This window comes from Lysinibacillus sp. NPDC093712 (genome assembly GCF_050280025.1).
In the GTDB taxonomy this organism is placed as follows: domain Bacteria; phylum Bacillota; class Bacilli; order Bacillales_A; family Planococcaceae; genus Lysinibacillus.
Genome location: NZ_JBNNUU010000004.1, coordinates 253,300 through 272,575, shown reverse-complemented (window position 1 = coordinate 272,575; position 19,276 = coordinate 253,300). Strand labels below are relative to the sequence as shown.

The following is a 19,276-nucleotide window of genomic DNA, read 5'->3' as shown; positions in this document are numbered from 1 at the left end:
TGGATAAGAGGAAGTGGGTGAATTAGCATGGCAAAAAATAATATATCTAGTATCCAAGGTGATGCCAAGCTACCATTACCATTTCGAGCGTGGATTGATACGTATTATATGCAGATTAAAGTAATAGGCTGGGTGTTTTTTAGTTTTTACACAATTATTGCCTTTTACAAATTAGTGATTAATCGTTTAGTGGATGTTTGTATTATGTTGTTCCGTGGCGATTATTCTTTAAGTGAGATTGGTTTGTTTGATTATAGTAGCTGGCGAGTAACGACAAATTTTATACCGTTTGAAACAATTTTACGTTATATCAATTACTCACAATATTTTAATTTAGATTTGATTGTCGTAAACTTATTAGGCAATTTGTTAATATTCACACCAATGGGCTTTTTGCTACCACTACTGTCAAAGAGGTTTCGAAAGGCATGGGTTATTATTTGTATAGGCTTTTTCTCTAGCCTTGCTGTTGAAACTGTGCAGTTTATTTTTACAGTTGGTTCTGCAGATGTTGATGATTTGATTTTAAATACGCTAGGCGCATGGTTTGGATACTTAGCTTATAAATGTGTGCTTATCATGCCCAAAAAACGTTCATAAAGTTCGATTATAGAAGAAACAGTCCATTTTATTAATGGGCTGTTTTTTATTAGTATAAACACTATTTTACAAGTGTTTAATGTGATAAATTTTCATGAAAATAAATGAAAAAGTAATAAAGAAATGTAATAACAATAAAAACACTCTTATTAACAAGGTGTTTTTACCTATATAAAATTTGGGGTATTGTTTCTTTAGGAGGTTAGTAGTAATTATTACTTGAATTTAAGAGAGAAAATTCCGATAATAAAAGTACAGAAACCGTTCAGTTTGAATAAAAATAGTTAATAGAGAGTTGTTCATATTTACTACTAAACTTGCATATTAAAAAGAAAGTCGAGGTGATGATATGAAACTATCAAACATGATGGAGCAAGAAAGACAATCCGCTCATTATAATCGTAAGAAAATCCTTCAGCGTAAAGAAGCTGGCGACGCTTATCGAAAAAATGCACAGTACTTCCAACCAGAAAAAAATAAAATATTGCTAGAGCTCGAAAATCTATTATTAGGCCGTCAAGATCAAGATTTATATGAGCAACATAAAGAAGAATCTAAGGAAGTAACGCCACAGCAACAGGCTATGATGCAAGATTTACAACAAACTGAAAAAAGTGTAAGAGCTCATGAGCAAGCATATAAAACAATCGGCAGTGATATTGGAGAATCTCCTTCTTCATCACGGCTAAAAGCATCAGATGACCGATATCCGGCATTAGATGATTTGACTGAAGCAGTAATGGATACGGATACTGAGGACGCGGACACATTGCAAATTTTACAGCAGGTTCGAAGTGCCGCGCTAACACCAACAGTTCCATCTTCACAAGATTTACGTATAGTGGCTAGTGCAGATGCTCAGATGCAACAAATTCAGAATGGTACAGAGCTAGATGAAACAGTGCTTAATGAGCTTGAACCACCTTATGTTACGGAAACAACTGATGTAAAGGTGCCAGAACGATTTTCGAAGGAATTGAATTTGGACCCATTTGCAGATACAATTTTCGGTAAGAGTTATGATGAGGCATTGAAAGCACGGACATTTAAAATAGCGTCTGCAAAATATGCTACGCATATTCAAATGGCAAAAAGCGGCTATCTATATGGAGACAACTCGACGTTTTCAATGACAGCTTAATGGTATAGATTGGGGATTTTAATTGTGGCAAAGGCGAAGCATACGAAAACAAATGCAATTAGACTATTAGAGCAACAAAAAATACAATTTGACGTTTTAGAATACGAGACAGGTGACGGTCAAGTAGATGGGGTGTCAGTAGCTGGGAAAATCGGGCATCCTGTATCATCTGTATTTAAAACATTAGTGGCAAAGGCGAGCGCCCAAAAGCTTTTTGTTTTTGTCATACCAGTTGCAGAAGAACTTGATTTAAAAGCTGCGGCTAAAGTCGTTGGTGAGAAAAAGATTGAGATGCTAGCAGTTAAGGAGCTACTTGGTTATACAGGCTATGTCCGTGGTGGATGCTCACCAGTCGGCATGAAAAAGTTGTATCCTACGGTTGTTGATGCATCTGCAAGTGCGCAAGGAAGTATTATTGTTAGTGCAGGGAAAATTGGTATGCAAATGCACATTCAACTAGATGATTTACTTGCAGTGACTAAGGCACAACTTGCTCCAATCACAACTATCCAAGAATAATCCTTGGATAGTTTTTTATTTGGGGAAATTTTATGTTCAGATTATTTTAAATTATTAACGAAAACTGCGATTTCGGAGTAAAAATGATGATAAAGTTAGAGCAATATCATACATAGAGAGAAGGATAGTGAAATGCGAAAAGTCACAGGATGGCGCTGGGTGTTTTTTGTGGTGGGAATGATGATTATGTCATTAGGAATTACGATGTCAATCAAGGGGAAAATTGTAGGAACAAGCCCATGGGATGTGTTACATGTAGGATTATTTCAAAATTTCGGCTTAACAATAGGAACTTGGTCCATTTTAACAGGGTTTTTAATCGTCGTATCAACCTCGATTGTATTACGGCAGTGGCCTAAAATAGGGACATGGCTAAATATGCTACTTATCGGGTCATTTATTGATGTGTTTAATTGGCTGTTGCCTTCAACTGATATTTATGGCTTACAAATAACCTATTTTGTACTAGGTTTATTTGTTTTAAGCTTCGGCTGTGGAATGTATATTGCACCAAATATGGGGGCAGGTCCACGTGATACTTTAATGATGATACTCGTTGAAAGGTTTGGAGGGACGATTAAAACAGCACGTATGGGCATTGAAGTTCTCGTAACCATTTTCGGATGGTTGCTCGGTGGCCCTGTTGGTGTTGGTACTGTCGTTATTGCACTAACATCCGGCTATATTGTGCAATTTTCCTTACCGTATTGTCGGAAAGTTTTAATGAAATGTATCGGAAGTATGGAAGGCATCAAACCATTTTGAGTTTTGGTGACAGTTTTGGTGACAGGCACACAAACAATTCTGAAATCTTCAGTAATCAATAACCAAGTAAAAATCCATGAAGACTCCTGCGGGAACGCACGTAATGAAAGGCGCAACAAACCGCGCGACAGCGAGGGTTGCGGCTTACACCGTGCCCGCGGAAAGCGAAGTGGATTTTTACGAATTAGGAGCTTATACTCTGCCAGATGTCCGTGGAAAAGTGTCGTGAAAAAGTGCCAGGCACACAAACAATTCTGAAATCATAAGTAATCAATACCACAGTAAAAATCCACAAAGACTCCTGCGGGAACAGCACAAAATGTAAGACGCAACAGGCGGCACGTTAGTGACGGATGCGGCTTACATTGTGCCCGCGGAAAGCGAAGTGGATTTTTTACGATGTTAGGAGCCTGTATTATGTCAGTTATCTATGCCAAGTGCCAGGTACGCACACAATTAGTGTCAGGCACTCAAACAATTTGCCTCCCCTTTCATCTTTTGGTGTGATAGTTCATATAATGTCATGGCATAAAAAAAGGGGGAGCGACTTTGAACGGAAATGTGACCTACTACTTTGGACACGCACTTACTGGGCAAGGAATTAAACATTTATATAAAGAAATGATGGATGAAGCGGAACTAGTTTACGTTCTGCAAGGCCCATCAACATATAAAGGATCAGAACTTCTGAAGGAGCTCGGCTATTATTATGTAAAACAGGGCTTTGCGGTAGAGTGGTTTCAACACGCATTGTTAGAGAACGTAATAGAGGGAGTATTTATTCGAGGCTGTAACCGACTCTATGTGTGGTCTTCACAGTGGGGGATTGAACCAACTTTATTTGGTACGAAGCATCGTGTGCTGTCCTTTTATGATTGCTTAGAAGAAGACCGACTTGAAGAGATTGGCCAAAAGCTAGCCGTTGCAATAAAAGAGCGAGAATTGTGGCGCGAGAAGTGTATTACAATGCTTGAAATTGCAAAGAAAATACATGATGACTGGGAGATTGTTACGCAAAGTTGCATGAACTGGCAAGCGTTAGATGAACAAGTTACCAACTTAAAGTCGAATATTTTTCAATCCATCGTTTTAAATAAAACAGGCAGACGGACACATCGACTATTAGGAACACTTACACCTCGCGGAGCAGAAAATACAGTGGATAGCATGACGAAAAATTTAGCGAAAAGATTGATGATAAAAGGCAAGCCAGGTACAGGGAAATCCTCATTAATGAAAGGATTGGCTGACGAGGCAAATGCAAGAGGGCTAGATGCGCAAATTGTTTGGTGTGGCTTAGATGCTGGTTCAGTGGATATGGTCATCGTTCCAGAATTAAACTTTTGTATATTTGATAGTACAGAACCACATGTATTTGAGCCACAGGATGGAAGATTAGGGGATGAAATTTTCGATATGGGGCAACATTGTATTTTGTCCGAGGAAGCGGAAGCTCAAATTGAAGAAATCCGCGTGAACTATAAAAGTGCAATGCAAGATGCAATCGGCTATACAACGCGATATGAAGAAGCGGAGAAAACAATTCGCCAGCTAATGGATCAATGTTTATCGACTGCAATTTGGCGTGAAAAAACGGCTCCTTTATTTGAAAGATTAGCAAAGTAATTTATTCTAATTGGTTGCTTATGCTACACTATGAGTAGACTAGTCGATCTTTATTCAATAGCTACTTGCTAAAGCGAAATTGATGCAAATGACCCCTTATTTGCATGGATGTCAACAGCAAGCTGAATGAAGACAATGCCTCTGGCAGAAGCCTTGGATTTTGAATTGTAGGATGCATGCATAAATTAAAATCCGAATATTATGACGCCGAGTCAAAACTAATCGTAGAAAGGATGATACTCTTGTCAAAAGTACTAAATGCATTTTTAGATGAAAACTTACAAGCCTTACGTGATCAAGGCTTATACAATGAAATTGACGCAGTAGAAGGCGCAAATGGGCCAGTTATTCAAGTTCGAGGTCAGAATCTTATTAATCTTTCCTCTAATAACTATCTCGGCTTAGCAACAAATGAGCAATTAAAGCAAATTGCTAAAGAAGCAACAGAAAAATATGGTGTAGGTGCAGGTGCTGTTCGTACAATTAACGGCACACTTGATCTGCATGTTAAATTAGAAGAAAAGCTTGCAGAATTTAAAGGAACAGAAGCAGCTATTTCCTATCAATCAGGTTTTAACTGTAATATGGCGGCTATTTCAGCTGTTATGGATAAAAACGATGCAATTTTATCAGACCAATTAAACCATGCATCTATTATTGATGGATGCCGCTTATCGCGTGCAAAAATCATTGCGTACAATCACTCCGATATGGACGATTTACGCGCAAAAGCAAAAGAAGCTACAGAATCAGGTTTGTATAATAAAGTGATGGTAATTACAGATGGTGTCTTCTCAATGGATGGGGATATCGCCAAACTACCGGAAATCGTCGAAATTGCGAAAGAGTTTGATTTAATTACTTATGTCGATGATGCACATGGATCAGGTGTTACAGGTAAAGGGAAGGGCACTGTAAAACATTTCGGTCTAGAAAAAGAAATCGACTTCCAAATCGGTACACTTTCAAAGGCAATTGGTGTAGTCGGTGGTTATGTTGCCGGCAAGAAAAATCTGATTGACTGGTTGAAAGTCCGTTCTCGTCCATTTTTATTCTCAACAGCGTTACCACCAGGTGATGTAGCGGCTATTACTGCAGCAGTACAAATGCTTATTGATTCAACAGAACTACATGATAAGCTATGGGACAATGGCGATTATTTAAAAGCAGGATTAGCGAAATTAGGCTTTAATATCGGTGAATCTGAAACACCTATTACACCATGTATTATTGGTGATGAAAAGCTGACACAAGCGTTTTCCCGTCGCTTATTTGAGGAAGGCGTTTATGCAAAATCAATCGTTTTCCCAACAGTTCCAAAAGGCACTGGTCGTGTTCGTAATATGCCGACAGCAGCTCATACAAAAGAAATGCTAGACAATGCATTGGCGATTTATGAAAAAGTAGGTCGTGAATTAGGCGTAATTCAATAAGGAATAGAAGGCACTTTTTGTTCAAATTGAACAGGAAGTGCCTTCTTTTATTTTTATATTACGTATAGTTTTACTGCGAAAATTCGAGATATTGCTAAAGTTATAACCATTTAATCGGAAATTAAATAATCGGTGATATGATAGATTGTCAAAAGAGATTGACAAATAACATAATTCGAACTATTCTATAAAGCATATTGAAATAGTAGGTTATAATTGCTATTGAATAATTGAATAAGGAGAACAAAATGCTCGAATTTCGTAATGTATCAAAAGTTTATAGCTCAAAGAAAAAAGAGGTTGTCGGTGTAGATGATGTATCCTTAACAATTAATCGTGGCGATATTTTCGGAATAGTAGGTTATTCGGGAGCTGGCAAAAGCTCGCTTTTACGTTGTATAAATTTACTCGAACGACCTACTAGCGGTGAAATATTAATTAATGGTAAGGATTTAACAAAGCTATCACGAAATGAACTACGTTTAGCTCGCTTAAAAATAGGGATGATATTTCAACACTTCTATTTAATAAGCCAAAAAACAGTAGGCGAAAATATAGCCTTTGCCCTAAAGGCAGCGAATATGCCAGCAGCAGATATTCCTGCAAGAGTGGACGAATTGCTTAAAATGGTCGATTTGGCAGAAAAAAGGGATGTTTATCCTGCGCAGCTTAGTGGTGGTCAAAAGCAAAGAGTAGGAATTGCACGAGCTTTAGCAAACAATCCAGCGATGTTACTTTGTGATGAAGCTACATCTGCACTCGATCCTAAAACAACCGTGTCCATTTTACGACTGTTAAAGGAAATTAATAGTAAGTTAGGTATTACGATTGTTCTTATTACACATGAAATGGATGTAGTGAAGGAAATTTGCAATCGTATGGCTGTAATGCAAGATGGTAAAGTCATAGAGGAAGGCGAAGTATATGATATTTTCGCTAGCCCACAAAAAGTATTAACACAGGAGTTTATTAGTAGTGTTGTATCGTTTGATATTCCGGAAACGATTTTAAAAGATGTACATGGTCAAATCGTCAAAATTTTATTTAAAGGAAATGTAGCAGGTGAAGGCGTTATAGCAGACACAATGCAACGTTTTTACGTTAAAGGAAATTTCCTTCATGGCACGATCGAATACATACAAGAACGACCACTTGGTATTTTTTTAATGGAGCTACAAGGTGAGCAAAGTGAGTTAGAGAAAGCTGTTGCTTATATGACCGAACGTGGTGCTATTGTGGAGGTGGTTCAGCATGTTTGATGTAACGCATTTTATGGAGATGATTCCGGATATATTGAAAGCCTTTCAGGAAACGATTATTATGATTGGCATCTCGGTAACTGTGTCGATCGTGGTAGGTTTACCGCTTGGTATTTTATTATTTGTCACGGATAAGGGGCTATTTTGGGAAAATCGTTTAATTAAAAGTGTGTTCGGCTTTGCGGTGAACTTTATTCGATCGATTCCATACATCATTTTATTAGTCGCATTATTCCCATTAACGAAATTACTTGTTGGACAAACAATTGGGCCGATTGCAGCAAGTGTTTCCTTATCGGTTGCAGCCATTCCATTTTTTGCACGATTAGTGGAAACATCATTACGAGAAATTGATAAAGGTGTTATTGAAGCGTCAATAGCGGTAGGCGCAACACCGTGGATGATTATTAAAGATGTTTTAATTCCCGAAGCAAAATCAAGCATCATTCAAGCAATGACAGTCACAGTAATTAGTTTAGTTGCTTTCTCTGCGATGGCAGGTGTAGTAGGTGGCGGTGGTATCGGTGATTTAGCTATCCGATTCGGCTACTATCGATATGATAATACAATTATGATTGCTACCGTTGCGATATTAATTTTGCTCGTGCAAGCGATACAAATTGCTGGCGACTGGTTTGCAAAATCAATTGATAAAAGATAAGAAGAGGAGAGAAAGAGAAGATGAGAAAATCATTACTAGCATTTTTAACAATCATTCTTGCTGTCGTTTTAGCAGCATGTGGTTCAAGCGACAAAGGATCCGATTCAAAAAAGGGTTCAGATGCAGCAGGGGAAAGCAAATCTATTAAACTAGGTGCAACAGCAGGTCCTTATAGTGATATGCTTAAAAAAGCAATCATTCCACAGCTTGAAGAAAAAGGTTACAAAGTTGATTTAGTAGAATTCAGTGATTATGTGCAACCAAACAAAGCTTTAGATAATGGCGATATTGATGCGAACTTATTCCAGCATACGAAATACTTAGAAAACTTCGAAGAGCAGAACAACATGGATTTAGAAGCATTAATTATTGTACCAACAGCACCAATGGGCTTTTTCTCAAACAAATATAAATCAATCGATGAAATTCCAGATGGCGCAACAGTGGCAATTGCCAACGATCCTTCAAATGCAGCACGTACATTATTATCATTGCAGGAGCAAGGCTTAATCGAGATTGACCCTAGCATCGAAGAATTAAAAGCATCAGAAAAAGATGTTGTGAAAAATGACAAAAATTTAGTATTCCAACCGATCGAGGCTGCGGCACTTCCACGTACAGTAGAGAGTGTTGATTTAGCTGGCGTACCTGGTAACTTTGCTTTAGCAGCGGGGCTAGATTTACTAAATGCGGTATTTTTAGAAAACATGCCTGACCAATTCCGTAACGTTATTGCGGTCAAGGCTGATAACAAAGATTCACAATTATCAAAAGACCTAGTTGAAATTGTAGAATCGGCTAAATTTGAAGAAGTAATTGATGCTGACTTCAAAGGCTTTGGTAAACCAGAGTGGATGGAAAATCGTAAATAATAAAGAAACAAGAAGCACTCGTCATATGGCGAGTGCTTCTTATTTTCTATTAGTAAATTATCGTTTAAAAAGGTTGAGCTTTTCAATACGGCCAATAGCTTCGCGTAAGCGTTCTTCGCTAACAAGTAAACCGACACGTACATAGCCTTCGCCGAACTGTCCAAAGCCATTGCCAGCAGCTACTGCAATATCAGCTTTATCAAGTAATAAATCGGCAAATTGTTCACTTGTGTAACCTAATGGAACAGGGAGCCATGCAAAAAACGAACCTTTTGGAGCTGTTACTTGCCAACCAATACGCTGTGCTTCTTCAATTAGGACGTTTCGACGGCGCTCATATGTCGCGTTAAGTTCCTGAGCACAAGTTTGGGAAGAAGTTAAAGCGACCGCTGCTGCCTGCTGAATGGCAGGAAATTGACTACAAAATAAATGATCTTGAATAAGATTAATAGCTTCTATAATTTGAGCATTTCCGACTGCGAAACCGATGCGCCAGCCAGCCATATTATAAGTCTTTGATAATGTATACAGTTCAATGCCGACATCTTTAGCACCGTCTGCCTGCAAGAAACTCACTGGTTTATTGCCATCAAAGCCAATCGCACCATAGGCGAAATCGTGTGATACGATGATTTGATGCTCTTTAGCAAAGCGTACTGTTTCTTCAAAAAATTCAAGTGTTGCCGTGCCACCAGTAGGATTGTTCGGGTAGTTCAAGTAAAGAAGCTTAGCTCTTTCTTTTACATCATCAGACAACGCATTATAGTCAGGTAAGAAGTCATTTTCCGCAAAAAGAGGCATCACATCATATTGCACGTCACCTAAAACAACACCAGATAAATAATCTGGATACCCTGGATCAGGTAATAGCATTGTGTCGCCAGGATTTAAAACGGCCATTGGTAATTCCACAAGTCCAATTTTTGTACCGCCTAGAATGGCTACTTCTGTCTCAGGATTAATATCCACATTGTATTCACGTTTATAAAACGCAGCTGCAGCTTGGCGTAATTCAGTAATGCCACGGAACGGGGAGTATTTATGGTGCTGTGGGTTTTCTGCTGCCTCTTGAAGTGCTTTAATAATGTGTGGAGGAGTCGGTTGGTCGGGATTGCCTTGTCCTAGATTAATAATGTCGCGTCCTTCCGCTAGTGCTGCATTGACCTTTTGTACAAGTGCTGCAAAAAATTGAGTAGGGAGTTGCTGTAGTTTTTTAGATAATTCCATGTATGTTCACCTTTTTCAGAATATAATAATTATTATAGATATGTTGCAAATACTATTACTTTTTCAATAGATTGTCTATAGTCTTTCTTTATCAAGGGTAAAAAACGTAAGAATAAGACTAAAAAGAGTGGGTTTAAAGGTTTTTATCTAATCTAATGCGGTTTCAAGGTAATTAACAGTTTTTGAATTTAGCACTTCTTCTCTCGTTTCTTTATCAATAATGTACTTAATTCTAATATAGCGATTATCACTTTTTGTTATATTAGACTTCGTATTGATTTTTAATATTAGCTTAAGCATATTATCTTTATTAATAATAGAGTTTTCTGCTGGTTTTACATTGCCACCAATTCTTTCTAAGTTTTTATGAACACCTATACGTGAATACTTATCCCCTATAAAAAAAGAATAATTAAATTCATTTATTAATATGTATTCGTCAATTCCTTCGTCAAATTTTACAATTTCAATTTTCTCAATTGTTGCAGACTTTTCCCCTAAATACTCTAAATCGGAAACAATGTAATAATCATCATTTTTACTAAATTTACTTGTGGAAATACTTGTAGCATTAAATAAGTTTTCATTTGATTCATTAGAACAACCTATAAGGAATGTTAATAATAAAAGTATAGATATTAATTTTTTTATTTGGATTCTCCCTTTTCTAATTTATTTTGTGAGGGTTATTTTTAAAAATACGTCTAATTGTTGCCTTGGTCTTTTTTGTACTTATGAGGATGGAATTGTCTATGTAATGTATCAACTCCAATGAAAACAAAGAATGCACCAATTATTCTTAAAAGAATATTCTTAATCAGAACATCATCAATGGTGATAGCAATGAGCATACTACCAAAAGTTATCATTATGAATCCTAAAAACCCCTTTATATATTTCATTTTACCTCCTAAAAATGCCACTCGAATGAGTGACATTAGTTTAAATTTAGTCTCTTTAAGCTATCTCACATGTTTTATAAATCCTGAAGTTCATTCACAGTAACAAATGTATAGCCCTCATTTGAAAGGTCTTGTAAAATGCCTTCAATTGTTTCAAGTACTTTATCAGTTTTATCATACATTGGGTGGATTAAAATAATCGAACCAGGTGTAACATTCTCTTTCACATAATTCACTTTGTTTCATAACAAACCTTCTTTCCGTTTAAGTTTTAATACAGTTTATAATTCAATTCGAAAGCTGCTTTCCCTCTAGTCTAAGGGAGTTAATCGGAAAAATAAAAAAGATGGGAATTCCCATCTTTTTTTTATCGCTTATCTAACTTATCAGAAATACTTTTAAGAATTTGTATTTGCTCTTGTTGTATTTTAAGAAATTTAAGCAGAAAACAAATGATAAAAACAACTGGAGCTATGTAGATTAATAAGCTTAAGAGAGGTAAAAAAACTAAAAATGCGCTGTCCATAAATAATAATACCTTCCTTCTTGATTAAGATTCTTATAAAGTTAAAAGGGTTTGCCTAGAAAACGATTTTTATTCATTCTATGTATGTAATAAGTATATCAGTATTGATTAATGTTGTCATTAAACGATAAATATGTATATTTATAGTGTTCTAAACAATGAATGAGACTTTAAATGATGAACATAGCTGAATTTAGTTATTGGAGAAGGTTTCCCTTCATATCATCGACTAGCTAAGATCACTCAGTGATATAATAGATGATAGAAATATGTTATGTAGTAAGCTAAACGCTTTTGGGAGTGCTTGGAATTACTTATATCCTGAAATATAAAACTATTTTTTACTAATGGGGGAATTAAAAATGAAAATAGGTTGTATTCAATTAAATGTAAGATTTGGAAAAGTAGAAGAAAACTTCGCGAGAGCTGAAGAAAAAATACGCGAAGCCGCAAGTTTAGGTGCGGAAATTATTGTACTTCCGGAAATGTGGAATACTGGATACGCGCTTGAAAGATTAGCTGAACTTGCAGATACAGACGGAGAGCGAGCAAAGGCGTTTCTACAAGGCTTAGCAATCGAACTTGGTGTACATATTGTGGGGGGCTCTGTCGCAACGAAGAAGGGCGATAAATTTTACAATACGATGTATACGTTTGATAACGAAGGAAAGCAAGTTGGCGAATATAGTAAAGCACATTTATTCCGTTTGATGGATGAACATCTCTATTTAGAAGCGGGTGATGAAATGAACCGCTTTGCAATAGGGGATATTGAAGCGGCGGGTGTTATTTGCTATGATATTCGTTTTCCAGAATGGTTACGTGCTCATGCATTAGATGGTGCAAAGGTGCTATTCGTGCCAGCACAATGGCCAACACCTCGTATTGATCATTGGAAAACATTATTACAGGCACGTGCAATTGAAAATCAATGCTTTGTCATTGCTGTTAATCGTATTGCCAACAAGGTAGAAAACTTCAATGGACAATCCATGGTTATTCAACCTTGGGGAGAAGTATTATGGGTTGGTGCAGAAGATGAGGAAGTAGCGGTTATTGATGTTGATTTTTCAATTGTCGATGAAGTACGAGGAAGAATTCCAGTTTATGATGACCGTAGACCTGAATTGTATAGCGGCGTTGTTGAGAAATAAGTGCCAGGCACACAAACAATTCTGAATTCTATATCCAAGTAAAAATCCACGAAGACTTCCGCGGCTTACAAAGTGCTGCGCGGAAAATCAAAGTGGATTTTTACGTTAAGTGCCAGGCACTCAAACAATTTTAAGAAATCTACTCAATTTTGCGTTTTATCTTCAATTAGTGAACTGGCAAGTAACATAAACTCAAGTGTAATACGATTGTGGCCTTTCATAAAATTTTCGCCTAGCAAACTTTCAAGCTTCTTTAGACGATGATAAAGTGTTTGCCGTACAATAAACAATTGATTGGCAGTTTGTTGTTTTGAGCCATTCGTTTGTAAATAAACTCTGAGCGTTTCTAACAGTTTGCTGTTGTATTTTTTATCATATTCAATAACAGGCTGTAAATAATCTTGAATGACTTCTTGCAAATCCACTTGCATTTGTAATTTGTAAATAAGGTGGTACAAGTGCAAGTCATCATAAAAAAACGATGTCGTTTGAACTTTACGACAAATATATAATGTTTCCAAAGCTGTTTGATAGCTCTTCGGAATTTCCTCGACATCCGAAACAACCTTACCGATAGCTAGCTGATACCCTTGCGACAATTGCTTTTTATAAAAATCCGTTTTTTGGAGCGTAGAAATTAGCGTATTTAATAATTCGCGACTCGCTTTACAATCTTTTGTATGGAGTAGGATGAATATAACATAGCTCTTCCTTTCGAATAAAAAGGGGATGAAACCATTTTGTTCAAATAGATTTCGATAATAAAGCTTGCTATACACAATATCTTCTTGTACCTTCATGATTGTATAAGGTGAAGATAAAATAAACACCGCGCTACTATAATAAGTAAAGTTAGAATGATGGGACACAATAAATTTAAAGATTTCCTCTTTCGTCAGCTTGTGATCGATCCAATCCGCTAAAATCGTTGCATCTTCAATATCTCTTTTCTCTTCTATATAAAATTCACGCATTAAAAGCTGTGCTAGTGCAGTCGCCGTACGGTCTAAAATAAGTAATTCAAATTCTGAGAATAATCCATCTGCTCGATAAATGGTTAAATCCGCATAATGCTGATCGACAATAAAAATAGGCTCATGTTTAAATTGTGTTGCTGATTTTGGCATCTTTAATAAATGCTGTCTTTTCGCTAGGGGCATATTTGGGTAAAAGATAGCGTCCCGATCTTTAATAGAAAAAATGATTTGTGTACGTAACGCTTGATAAAGGGTTTGCAAAATGTCATCAACAGTTTGTCCTAAAAGAGCGTTTTTGTTTAAAGTTTGTGAGTAAGTTTCTAAGGAAGAAATCATAAAATATTGTTGGTTCATGATTTGGCTATGTAAATCCTGTGTAATCCGAACAAAAGGCACTGTCTCATGAAAAACGATGATTGGGAAGTCATGGCGGTTAGCCAGTGAAAGAATAGATTCTGGTATTGTTTGTAAATAAGTGCCGTATTCTATGCAAAGTGCTGCACAGTTTTTTTCAATTAGAGACTCTACGAAAAAGGTAAAGTCCTCAATATGCTGTAAACTAATCCCCGTCGTTAAAACTAATTCGTCCCCGGCTAGGAAATTATCAACCTGTACAATTTCAATAACATGTGCCCACTTTACAATGCGTAATAACCCATCCTTGCCTGCAACGACCTCGGCGCTTTTAAAGTGTGCATTCTCTAATACATCCTTTACCTGAAGCTTATATTGACTCATCGTAGCCCTCCAATCAAAGTTCGTATTGCATATGGGAATTATGGACTCATAAGTGAAAAGTGATAATTTAGCTAGTAATTTACGTCATATACTTTTTAAAAACTATTTATTCTATTTTACATTATGTTAAAAACAAAATCATAGAATTATACAGAATGTCTATTACATTGCCTTGTTAGAAGATGTAAAATTTTTGTAAGAAACAATTCAATCAAATGGGGTGACACAAATAACAACCATGCTTGGAAATGGAGTTTTGATGTTTACAGGAAGTGGCGTGCAGCACATAAAGTCAATGTAACCGACTGACTAAATAACATACATTTTTGAACGTTGGAAGATGAAACATCAACAGGTTTAGTTGCCTTTCCAAGTTATAGCGATACCAAATTACATTAGGTGGAACAGTTCAAGCTGCTTCAATAATAGTACTTAATATAATTAAAGGGGTGCATGTAAATGGTTCAAACAAATCTTAAGAGTGATGTATTAAAAAAAGATGAACAGTATGTCTGGCATTCAATGAAGCCTTATAATCCGCAAGCCACATATGTTGTAGAAAAATCGGATGGTGCAAGAATCGTTGATACAGAAGGTAATGAATACATTGACGCAATGGCAGGGTTATGGTGTGTAAATGTAGGCTACGGGCGTAAAGAATTAGCGGATGTTGCACATGAGCAAATGATGAAAAATGCTTATGCGCCTCTATCACAAGGCCATTTACCCGCTGTTGAATTAGCAGAAAAGATTAACCAAATGCTTGGCGGTGATTATGTCATTTTCTTTTCGAATAGCGGCTCTGAAGCAAATGAAACGGCATTTAAAATAGCGCGTCAATACCATCAACAAAAAGGGGAAAGTACGCGCTATAAAATTGTCTCACGTTATCGGGCATATCATGGAAACTCGTTTGGGGCTTTAGCTGCGACTGGGCAAGCAGAACGAAAATATAAATATGAACCGCTATCACCAGGTTTTATTCATGTAGCGCCGCCAGATCAATATCGTGAACCAGAAAATGACTCGATAGCACCAACTGACTTAGCGAGTGTAAAAGCCGTCGATAAAATGATGACTTGGGAACTCGGCGATACCATTGCCGCGATGATATTAGAACCAATTATTACAGGTGGTGGTGTTATCATGCCTCCAGAAAATTATATGAAGGGCATTGAGGCAGTCTGTAAAAAACATGGGGCTTTAATGATTGTCGATGAAGTAATTTGCGGGTTTGGACGTACAGGGGAGCCATTTGGTTTTATGAACTATGATGTGAAGCCTGATATTATAACGATGGCTAAAGGTATTACAAGTGCTTATTTACCTCTGTCAGCAACGGCAGTGAAAAGAGAAATTTATGAGGCATTTACAGGAACAGATGCATACGGTTATTTCCGCCATGTCAACACATTTGGTGGATCTCCTGTAGCATGTGCTGTCGCTTTGAAAAATATTGAAATTCTTGAGCGAGAAGCGTTATTTGAGCGATCTAAGGAAGTGGGAGCTCAAACACTACAAACGCTTCAAAATGCTTTAAACACACATCCAAATGTAGGAGATGTGCGGGGGAAAGGCTTATTGATTGGGATTGAATTAGTTGTAGATAAAGTTTCCAAAGAACCTTTACCATTGGAAAAAGTGAATGCTGTCATTGCAGCATGTAAAGGGAAAGGTGTCATCATCGGAAAAAATGGAGCTACCGTTGCAGGGTTTAATAATGTCTTAACGTTATCACCTCCACTTAATATTGTACAAGAAGATCTAGACCGCATACTAAATGTGGTTGTCGATAGTTTAAATACGCTATAGACTATTCATGAAAGTTCTAAAAGCCGTGTAATAAAGGCTTTTAGAACTTTTATTGTGGCATTTTGTAGCATAAATGAACTTTAGGTTAATTATTATAGCCTAATAATAATAATTTTAAAATTCTGAATTTTATTAAAAAAACACTGGAAATATTAGATTTCATAGTTTATAGTTGTAAAAAATAATTAATTTTCTGATAATTAAAACAATATCCTGGAAGGGAATATTTTTTTAATCACTTATTTTCAGCAGTGGAATAAATACATCTTGTTATTTGAACTATACTTTCTGATTAACAGCAATTGTGATAGTTGAGGAAGCAACGGCTTTCCTGAATTGAATTGTCTAATCGTAAGAAAATATAGTTTTATTTTTTGTCTATTTATTTTCAGCAGTGGAGAAAATAAATGTTTTTAGTAATTATATTTCTTATTTTAGGTTATAGGAAATATTTTTATATATTTTTACAAAGGGGGAAGATGGGATGAATTATGTTAAAAAAATGGTTTTTGTCATTCTATGTACGTTGCTTTTAGCAGCATGCGCAGAGAAAGACAATTCTAACGCATCAAATAGTGGGGATAAGTCTACTACAGAATCGGGCACAGCTAGTTCAAAAAATGAACTTGTTATCGCTGTAAATGAAAATTTTATTTCAATGGATCCGCATAACACAGGGGATACTAATTCGAATTCTGTACAGGAGACGATGCTAGAAGGATTGTTAGGCTTCGATGCAGATGGACAAATTATTAAGGTTTTAGCTGATGATTATTCAATAAGTGAAGATGCTCTTGTATATACATTCAAACTTCGAGAAGGGGTTACTTTCCATGACGGGGAACAGTTTAATGCTGAGGCTGTAAAGGCCAACATTGAACGAATCATGAATGATGAAAGCTTACGCTTGTATTCTCGTGGTTTTAGCTTAATCAGTAATGTTGAAATTCTAGGTGACTATGAGATTAAAGTTACTTTAAAAGAACCATACGGACCAATGATTACTCGCTTCGGGGTTGCAAAAATGATTAGTCCAAAAATGATTAAAGATAATTTAGCAGATATACCTAAAAAACCTGTCGGCACAGGTCCTTATAAATTTGTTGAATGGGTACAAGGAGACCATTTAACAATTGAAAATTTTGATGGCTATTGGGGTGGCGGAGAACGTGTTTCTAAAATCACCTATAAACCAGTACCCGAAAACGGATCACGAGTGGCGATGCTAAAAGCGGGTGATGCACAGGTTATCTATCCAGTGCCATCTCAAAATATCGATGAACTTTCTAAAAGTAAAGATGTAGAAGTTAATAAAGTTCCTTCTACAATTGCACACTACGTTTCATTAAATACCTATAAAAAACCTTTGAATGATATTAAAGTTCGACAAGCTTTTAACTATGCGGTGGACAAAGATGCTTATATAAAAGTGGTGAATGCGGGGCTAGGGTTACCATTAGACTCCATTATTCCTTCCAAAACGGTTTATTATAAGCAACAAAAAATGTATGAACACAATATTGAAAAGGCAAAAGAATTATTGGCTGAGGCTGGCTATCCTGATGGCTTCGATATTGAAATCTGGGGGAACACAAACTCGGATACGATGAAAGGTATGCAGTTTATTCAACAACAGTTAGGTCAAATCGGTGTAAAAGTAGAAATTAAATCAATGGAAGAAGGCACTTTATCAGATGAAATCTATGGTGCACAAACACCAGATGATGCGAAATTACAAATGTGGTATGTGAGTTGGTCAGCTTATGCTTCGGATATAACGAATGCAACAAAGCCTCTTTTCCATAGCGTATCATTCCCGCCAAATGGTGCAAATACAGCTTACTATAATAACACGGAGGCAGATCAATTAATGGATGAAGCTAACTCCATCTCAGATGTAGATCGCCAAGCTGAACTATATGAAAAATTACAGGAAATCGTATATCAAGATACGCCTTGGATTTTCTTAGGGGTGGATGAGGTTGTATATGGTGTACGCTCAAATGTTAGTGGTGTGTTAGTAAATCCTACAGGTGGACTTGATGTGAAGAACGCCAAAGTGGAGTAATACACAGTAAAAGGAATTGATGCTAGTCAATTCCTTTTCTGAAAAATAGAAAGGAGGAAGGTGCCGTGTGGAAATATATAGCGAAAAGAACTGTTGAAATGATACCGATTTTAATTGTCATTTCCATATTGACATTTTTATTTATTCATTTCATACCAGGTGACCCTGCACGATTAGTAGCTGGTAAGGATGCCACGCTAGAAGATGTTGAAAATGTACGACATGAGATGGGTCTAGATAAACCCATTCTTAAACAATATGTGGATTATATGAAAAATCTTGTGACGGGTGAGCTTGGAACATCTTTAACAACAGGACTACCTGTCATTGATATGTTTAAAACAAGGTTTCTGCCTTCTCTGCAACTTACTTTCCTTTCCATGTTTTGGGCTACATTGATGGGTTTGGCCATTGGTGTTTTTTCTGCCATTAATAAAAACAAATGGCCTGATTATTTTGGAATGGTAACGGCTGTATCGGGCATTTCGATTCCAGGTTTTTGGCTTGGCCTATTATTGATTCAATTATTTTCAGTGCAACTAGGGTTATTTCCGACAGGTGGATTAGATGGCTTTTCTAGTTATATTTTACCTTCCTTGACTTTAGGGGCTGGCATTATGTCAATGATTGCTAGATTTACTCGATCTTCTATGCTTGAAACGTTACAAGCAGATTATATAAGAACAGGGAGAGCAAAAGGATTGAAAGAGCGCTCCGTTATTGTGACACATGCTTTAAGAAATTCCTTGATTTCTGTGGTAACAGTGGCAGGCTTGCAATTTGGATTTCTATTAGGAGGATCGGTCGTAGTGGAAACCGTTTTTAGTTTTCCAGGAATGGGACGACTTTTAATCGATTCTATCGCATTTCGAGATTATCCAGTTATTCAATCAGCACTGCTGTTATTTGCATTAGAATTTATTTTAGTGAATTTAGCCGTAGATGTGCTTTATACAGTGTTAAATCCAAAAATTCAATTAGATTCTTAAGGGAGGG

Annotated in this window: 16 protein-coding genes and 1 pseudogene; 13 read left to right on the top strand and 4 right to left on the bottom strand. The window is 36.6% G+C overall.

Annotated features, from left to right (window positions below; all coding sequences use genetic code 11):
• Positions 1-27: 27 nt before the first annotated feature.
• The 9 genes from ACQKNX_RS16775 to ACQKNX_RS16735 all read left to right on the top strand — a co-directional run bounded on the left by ACQKNX_RS16775 (position 28) and on the right by ACQKNX_RS16735 (position 8,876).
• The gene (locus tag ACQKNX_RS16775; RefSeq protein ID WP_427429861.1) at positions 28-600 is read left to right on the top strand and encodes a VanZ family protein; all 573 of its coding nucleotides are present in this window, start codon (positions 28-30) and stop codon (positions 598-600) included.
• A gap of 349 nt (positions 601-949) precedes the next feature.
• Complete coding sequence (locus tag ACQKNX_RS16770) at positions 950-1,741, top strand: putative metalloprotease CJM1_0395 family protein (RefSeq protein ID WP_427429860.1); 792 nt, start codon at positions 950-952, stop codon at positions 1,739-1,741.
• A gap of 24 nt (positions 1,742-1,765) precedes the next feature.
• Positions 1,766-2,260: a Cys-tRNA(Pro) deacylase gene (gene ybaK / locus ACQKNX_RS16765; protein WP_401019329.1), complete on the top strand. Its 495-nt coding sequence runs from the start codon at positions 1,766-1,768 to the stop codon at positions 2,258-2,260.
• A 132-nt stretch (positions 2,261-2,392) separates the two neighbouring features.
• Positions 2,393-3,025, top strand: coding sequence for a YczE/YyaS/YitT family protein (locus ACQKNX_RS16760; protein WP_427429859.1), 633 nt, complete (start codon positions 2,393-2,395; stop codon positions 3,023-3,025).
• Between the two features lie 549 nt (positions 3,026-3,574).
• Entirely contained in the window at positions 3,575-4,651 is a 1,077-nt protein-coding gene (locus ACQKNX_RS16755) for a nucleotide kinase (RefSeq protein ID WP_427429858.1), read from the top strand.
• Positions 4,652-4,884: 233 nt separating this feature from the next.
• Positions 4,885-6,084, top strand: coding sequence for a glycine C-acetyltransferase (locus tag ACQKNX_RS16750; RefSeq protein ID WP_340826371.1), 1,200 nt, complete (start codon positions 4,885-4,887; stop codon positions 6,082-6,084).
• 248 nt (positions 6,085-6,332) lie between these two features.
• Positions 6,333-7,343 carry a methionine ABC transporter ATP-binding protein gene (locus tag ACQKNX_RS16745; RefSeq protein ID WP_427429857.1) on the top strand — a complete coding sequence of 337 codons (1,011 nt, stop codon included), beginning with the start codon at positions 6,333-6,335 and terminating at the stop codon, positions 7,341-7,343.
• Positions 7,336-8,004, top strand: coding sequence for a methionine ABC transporter permease (locus ACQKNX_RS16740; protein WP_427429856.1), 669 nt, complete (start codon positions 7,336-7,338; stop codon positions 8,002-8,004). Before ACQKNX_RS16745 ends, ACQKNX_RS16740 begins: the two co-directional genes overlap by 8 nt.
• A gap of 20 nt (positions 8,005-8,024) precedes the next feature.
• Positions 8,025-8,876 (top strand): MetQ/NlpA family ABC transporter substrate-binding protein, encoded by an 852-nt coding sequence (locus ACQKNX_RS16735; RefSeq protein ID WP_427429855.1) that lies wholly within the window; start codon positions 8,025-8,027, stop codon positions 8,874-8,876.
• Between the two features lie 57 nt (positions 8,877-8,933).
• Here the strand turns inward: ACQKNX_RS16735 and ACQKNX_RS16730 are convergent, their stop codons facing one another.
• The 3 genes and pseudogenes from ACQKNX_RS16730 to ACQKNX_RS16720 form a co-directional block, all read right to left on the bottom strand.
• A complete protein-coding gene (locus tag ACQKNX_RS16730) occupies positions 8,934-10,103 on the bottom strand; it encodes a pyridoxal phosphate-dependent aminotransferase (RefSeq protein WP_427429854.1) in 1,170 nt (389 codons plus the stop codon).
• A 704-nt stretch (positions 10,104-10,807) separates the two neighbouring features.
• The gene (locus tag ACQKNX_RS16725) at positions 10,808-11,005 is read right to left on the bottom strand and encodes a hypothetical protein (RefSeq protein ID WP_427429853.1); all 198 of its coding nucleotides are present in this window, start codon (positions 11,003-11,005) and stop codon (positions 10,808-10,810) included.
• A gap of 74 nt (positions 11,006-11,079) precedes the next feature.
• Positions 11,080-11,247: pseudogene (locus tag ACQKNX_RS16720) on the bottom strand (polysaccharide deacetylase family protein); the annotation flags it as partial.
• Positions 11,248-11,893: 646 nt separating this feature from the next.
• On the opposite strand from ACQKNX_RS16720, the gene ACQKNX_RS16715 reads away from it, so the two are divergent.
• Positions 11,894-12,685 carry a carbon-nitrogen family hydrolase gene (locus ACQKNX_RS16715; protein ID WP_427429852.1) on the top strand — a complete coding sequence of 264 codons (792 nt, stop codon included), beginning with the start codon at positions 11,894-11,896 and terminating at the stop codon, positions 12,683-12,685.
• Between the two features lie 143 nt (positions 12,686-12,828).
• Here ACQKNX_RS16715 and ACQKNX_RS16710 read toward each other — a convergent pair whose 3' ends face one another.
• On the bottom strand, positions 12,829-14,400 hold the full coding sequence (locus tag ACQKNX_RS16710) for a PucR family transcriptional regulator (RefSeq protein WP_427429851.1): 1,572 nt from the start codon (positions 14,398-14,400) through the stop codon (positions 12,829-12,831).
• Between the two features lie 459 nt (positions 14,401-14,859).
• On the opposite strand from ACQKNX_RS16710, the gene ACQKNX_RS16705 reads away from it, so the two are divergent.
• The 3 genes from ACQKNX_RS16705 to nikB all read left to right on the top strand — a co-directional run bounded on the left by ACQKNX_RS16705 (position 14,860) and on the right by nikB (position 19,269).
• On the top strand, positions 14,860-16,212 hold the full coding sequence (locus tag ACQKNX_RS16705) for an aspartate aminotransferase family protein (protein ID WP_427429850.1): 1,353 nt from the start codon (positions 14,860-14,862) through the stop codon (positions 16,210-16,212).
• A 484-nt stretch (positions 16,213-16,696) separates the two neighbouring features.
• On the top strand, positions 16,697-18,280 hold the full coding sequence (locus tag ACQKNX_RS16700) for a glutathione ABC transporter substrate-binding protein (RefSeq protein WP_427429849.1): 1,584 nt from the start codon (positions 16,697-16,699) through the stop codon (positions 18,278-18,280).
• Between the two features lie 65 nt (positions 18,281-18,345).
• Positions 18,346-19,269, top strand: a complete 924-nt coding sequence (gene nikB, locus ACQKNX_RS16695; protein WP_427429848.1) for a nickel ABC transporter permease — start codon at positions 18,346-18,348, stop codon at positions 19,267-19,269.
• Positions 19,270-19,276 lie beyond the last annotated feature (7 nt).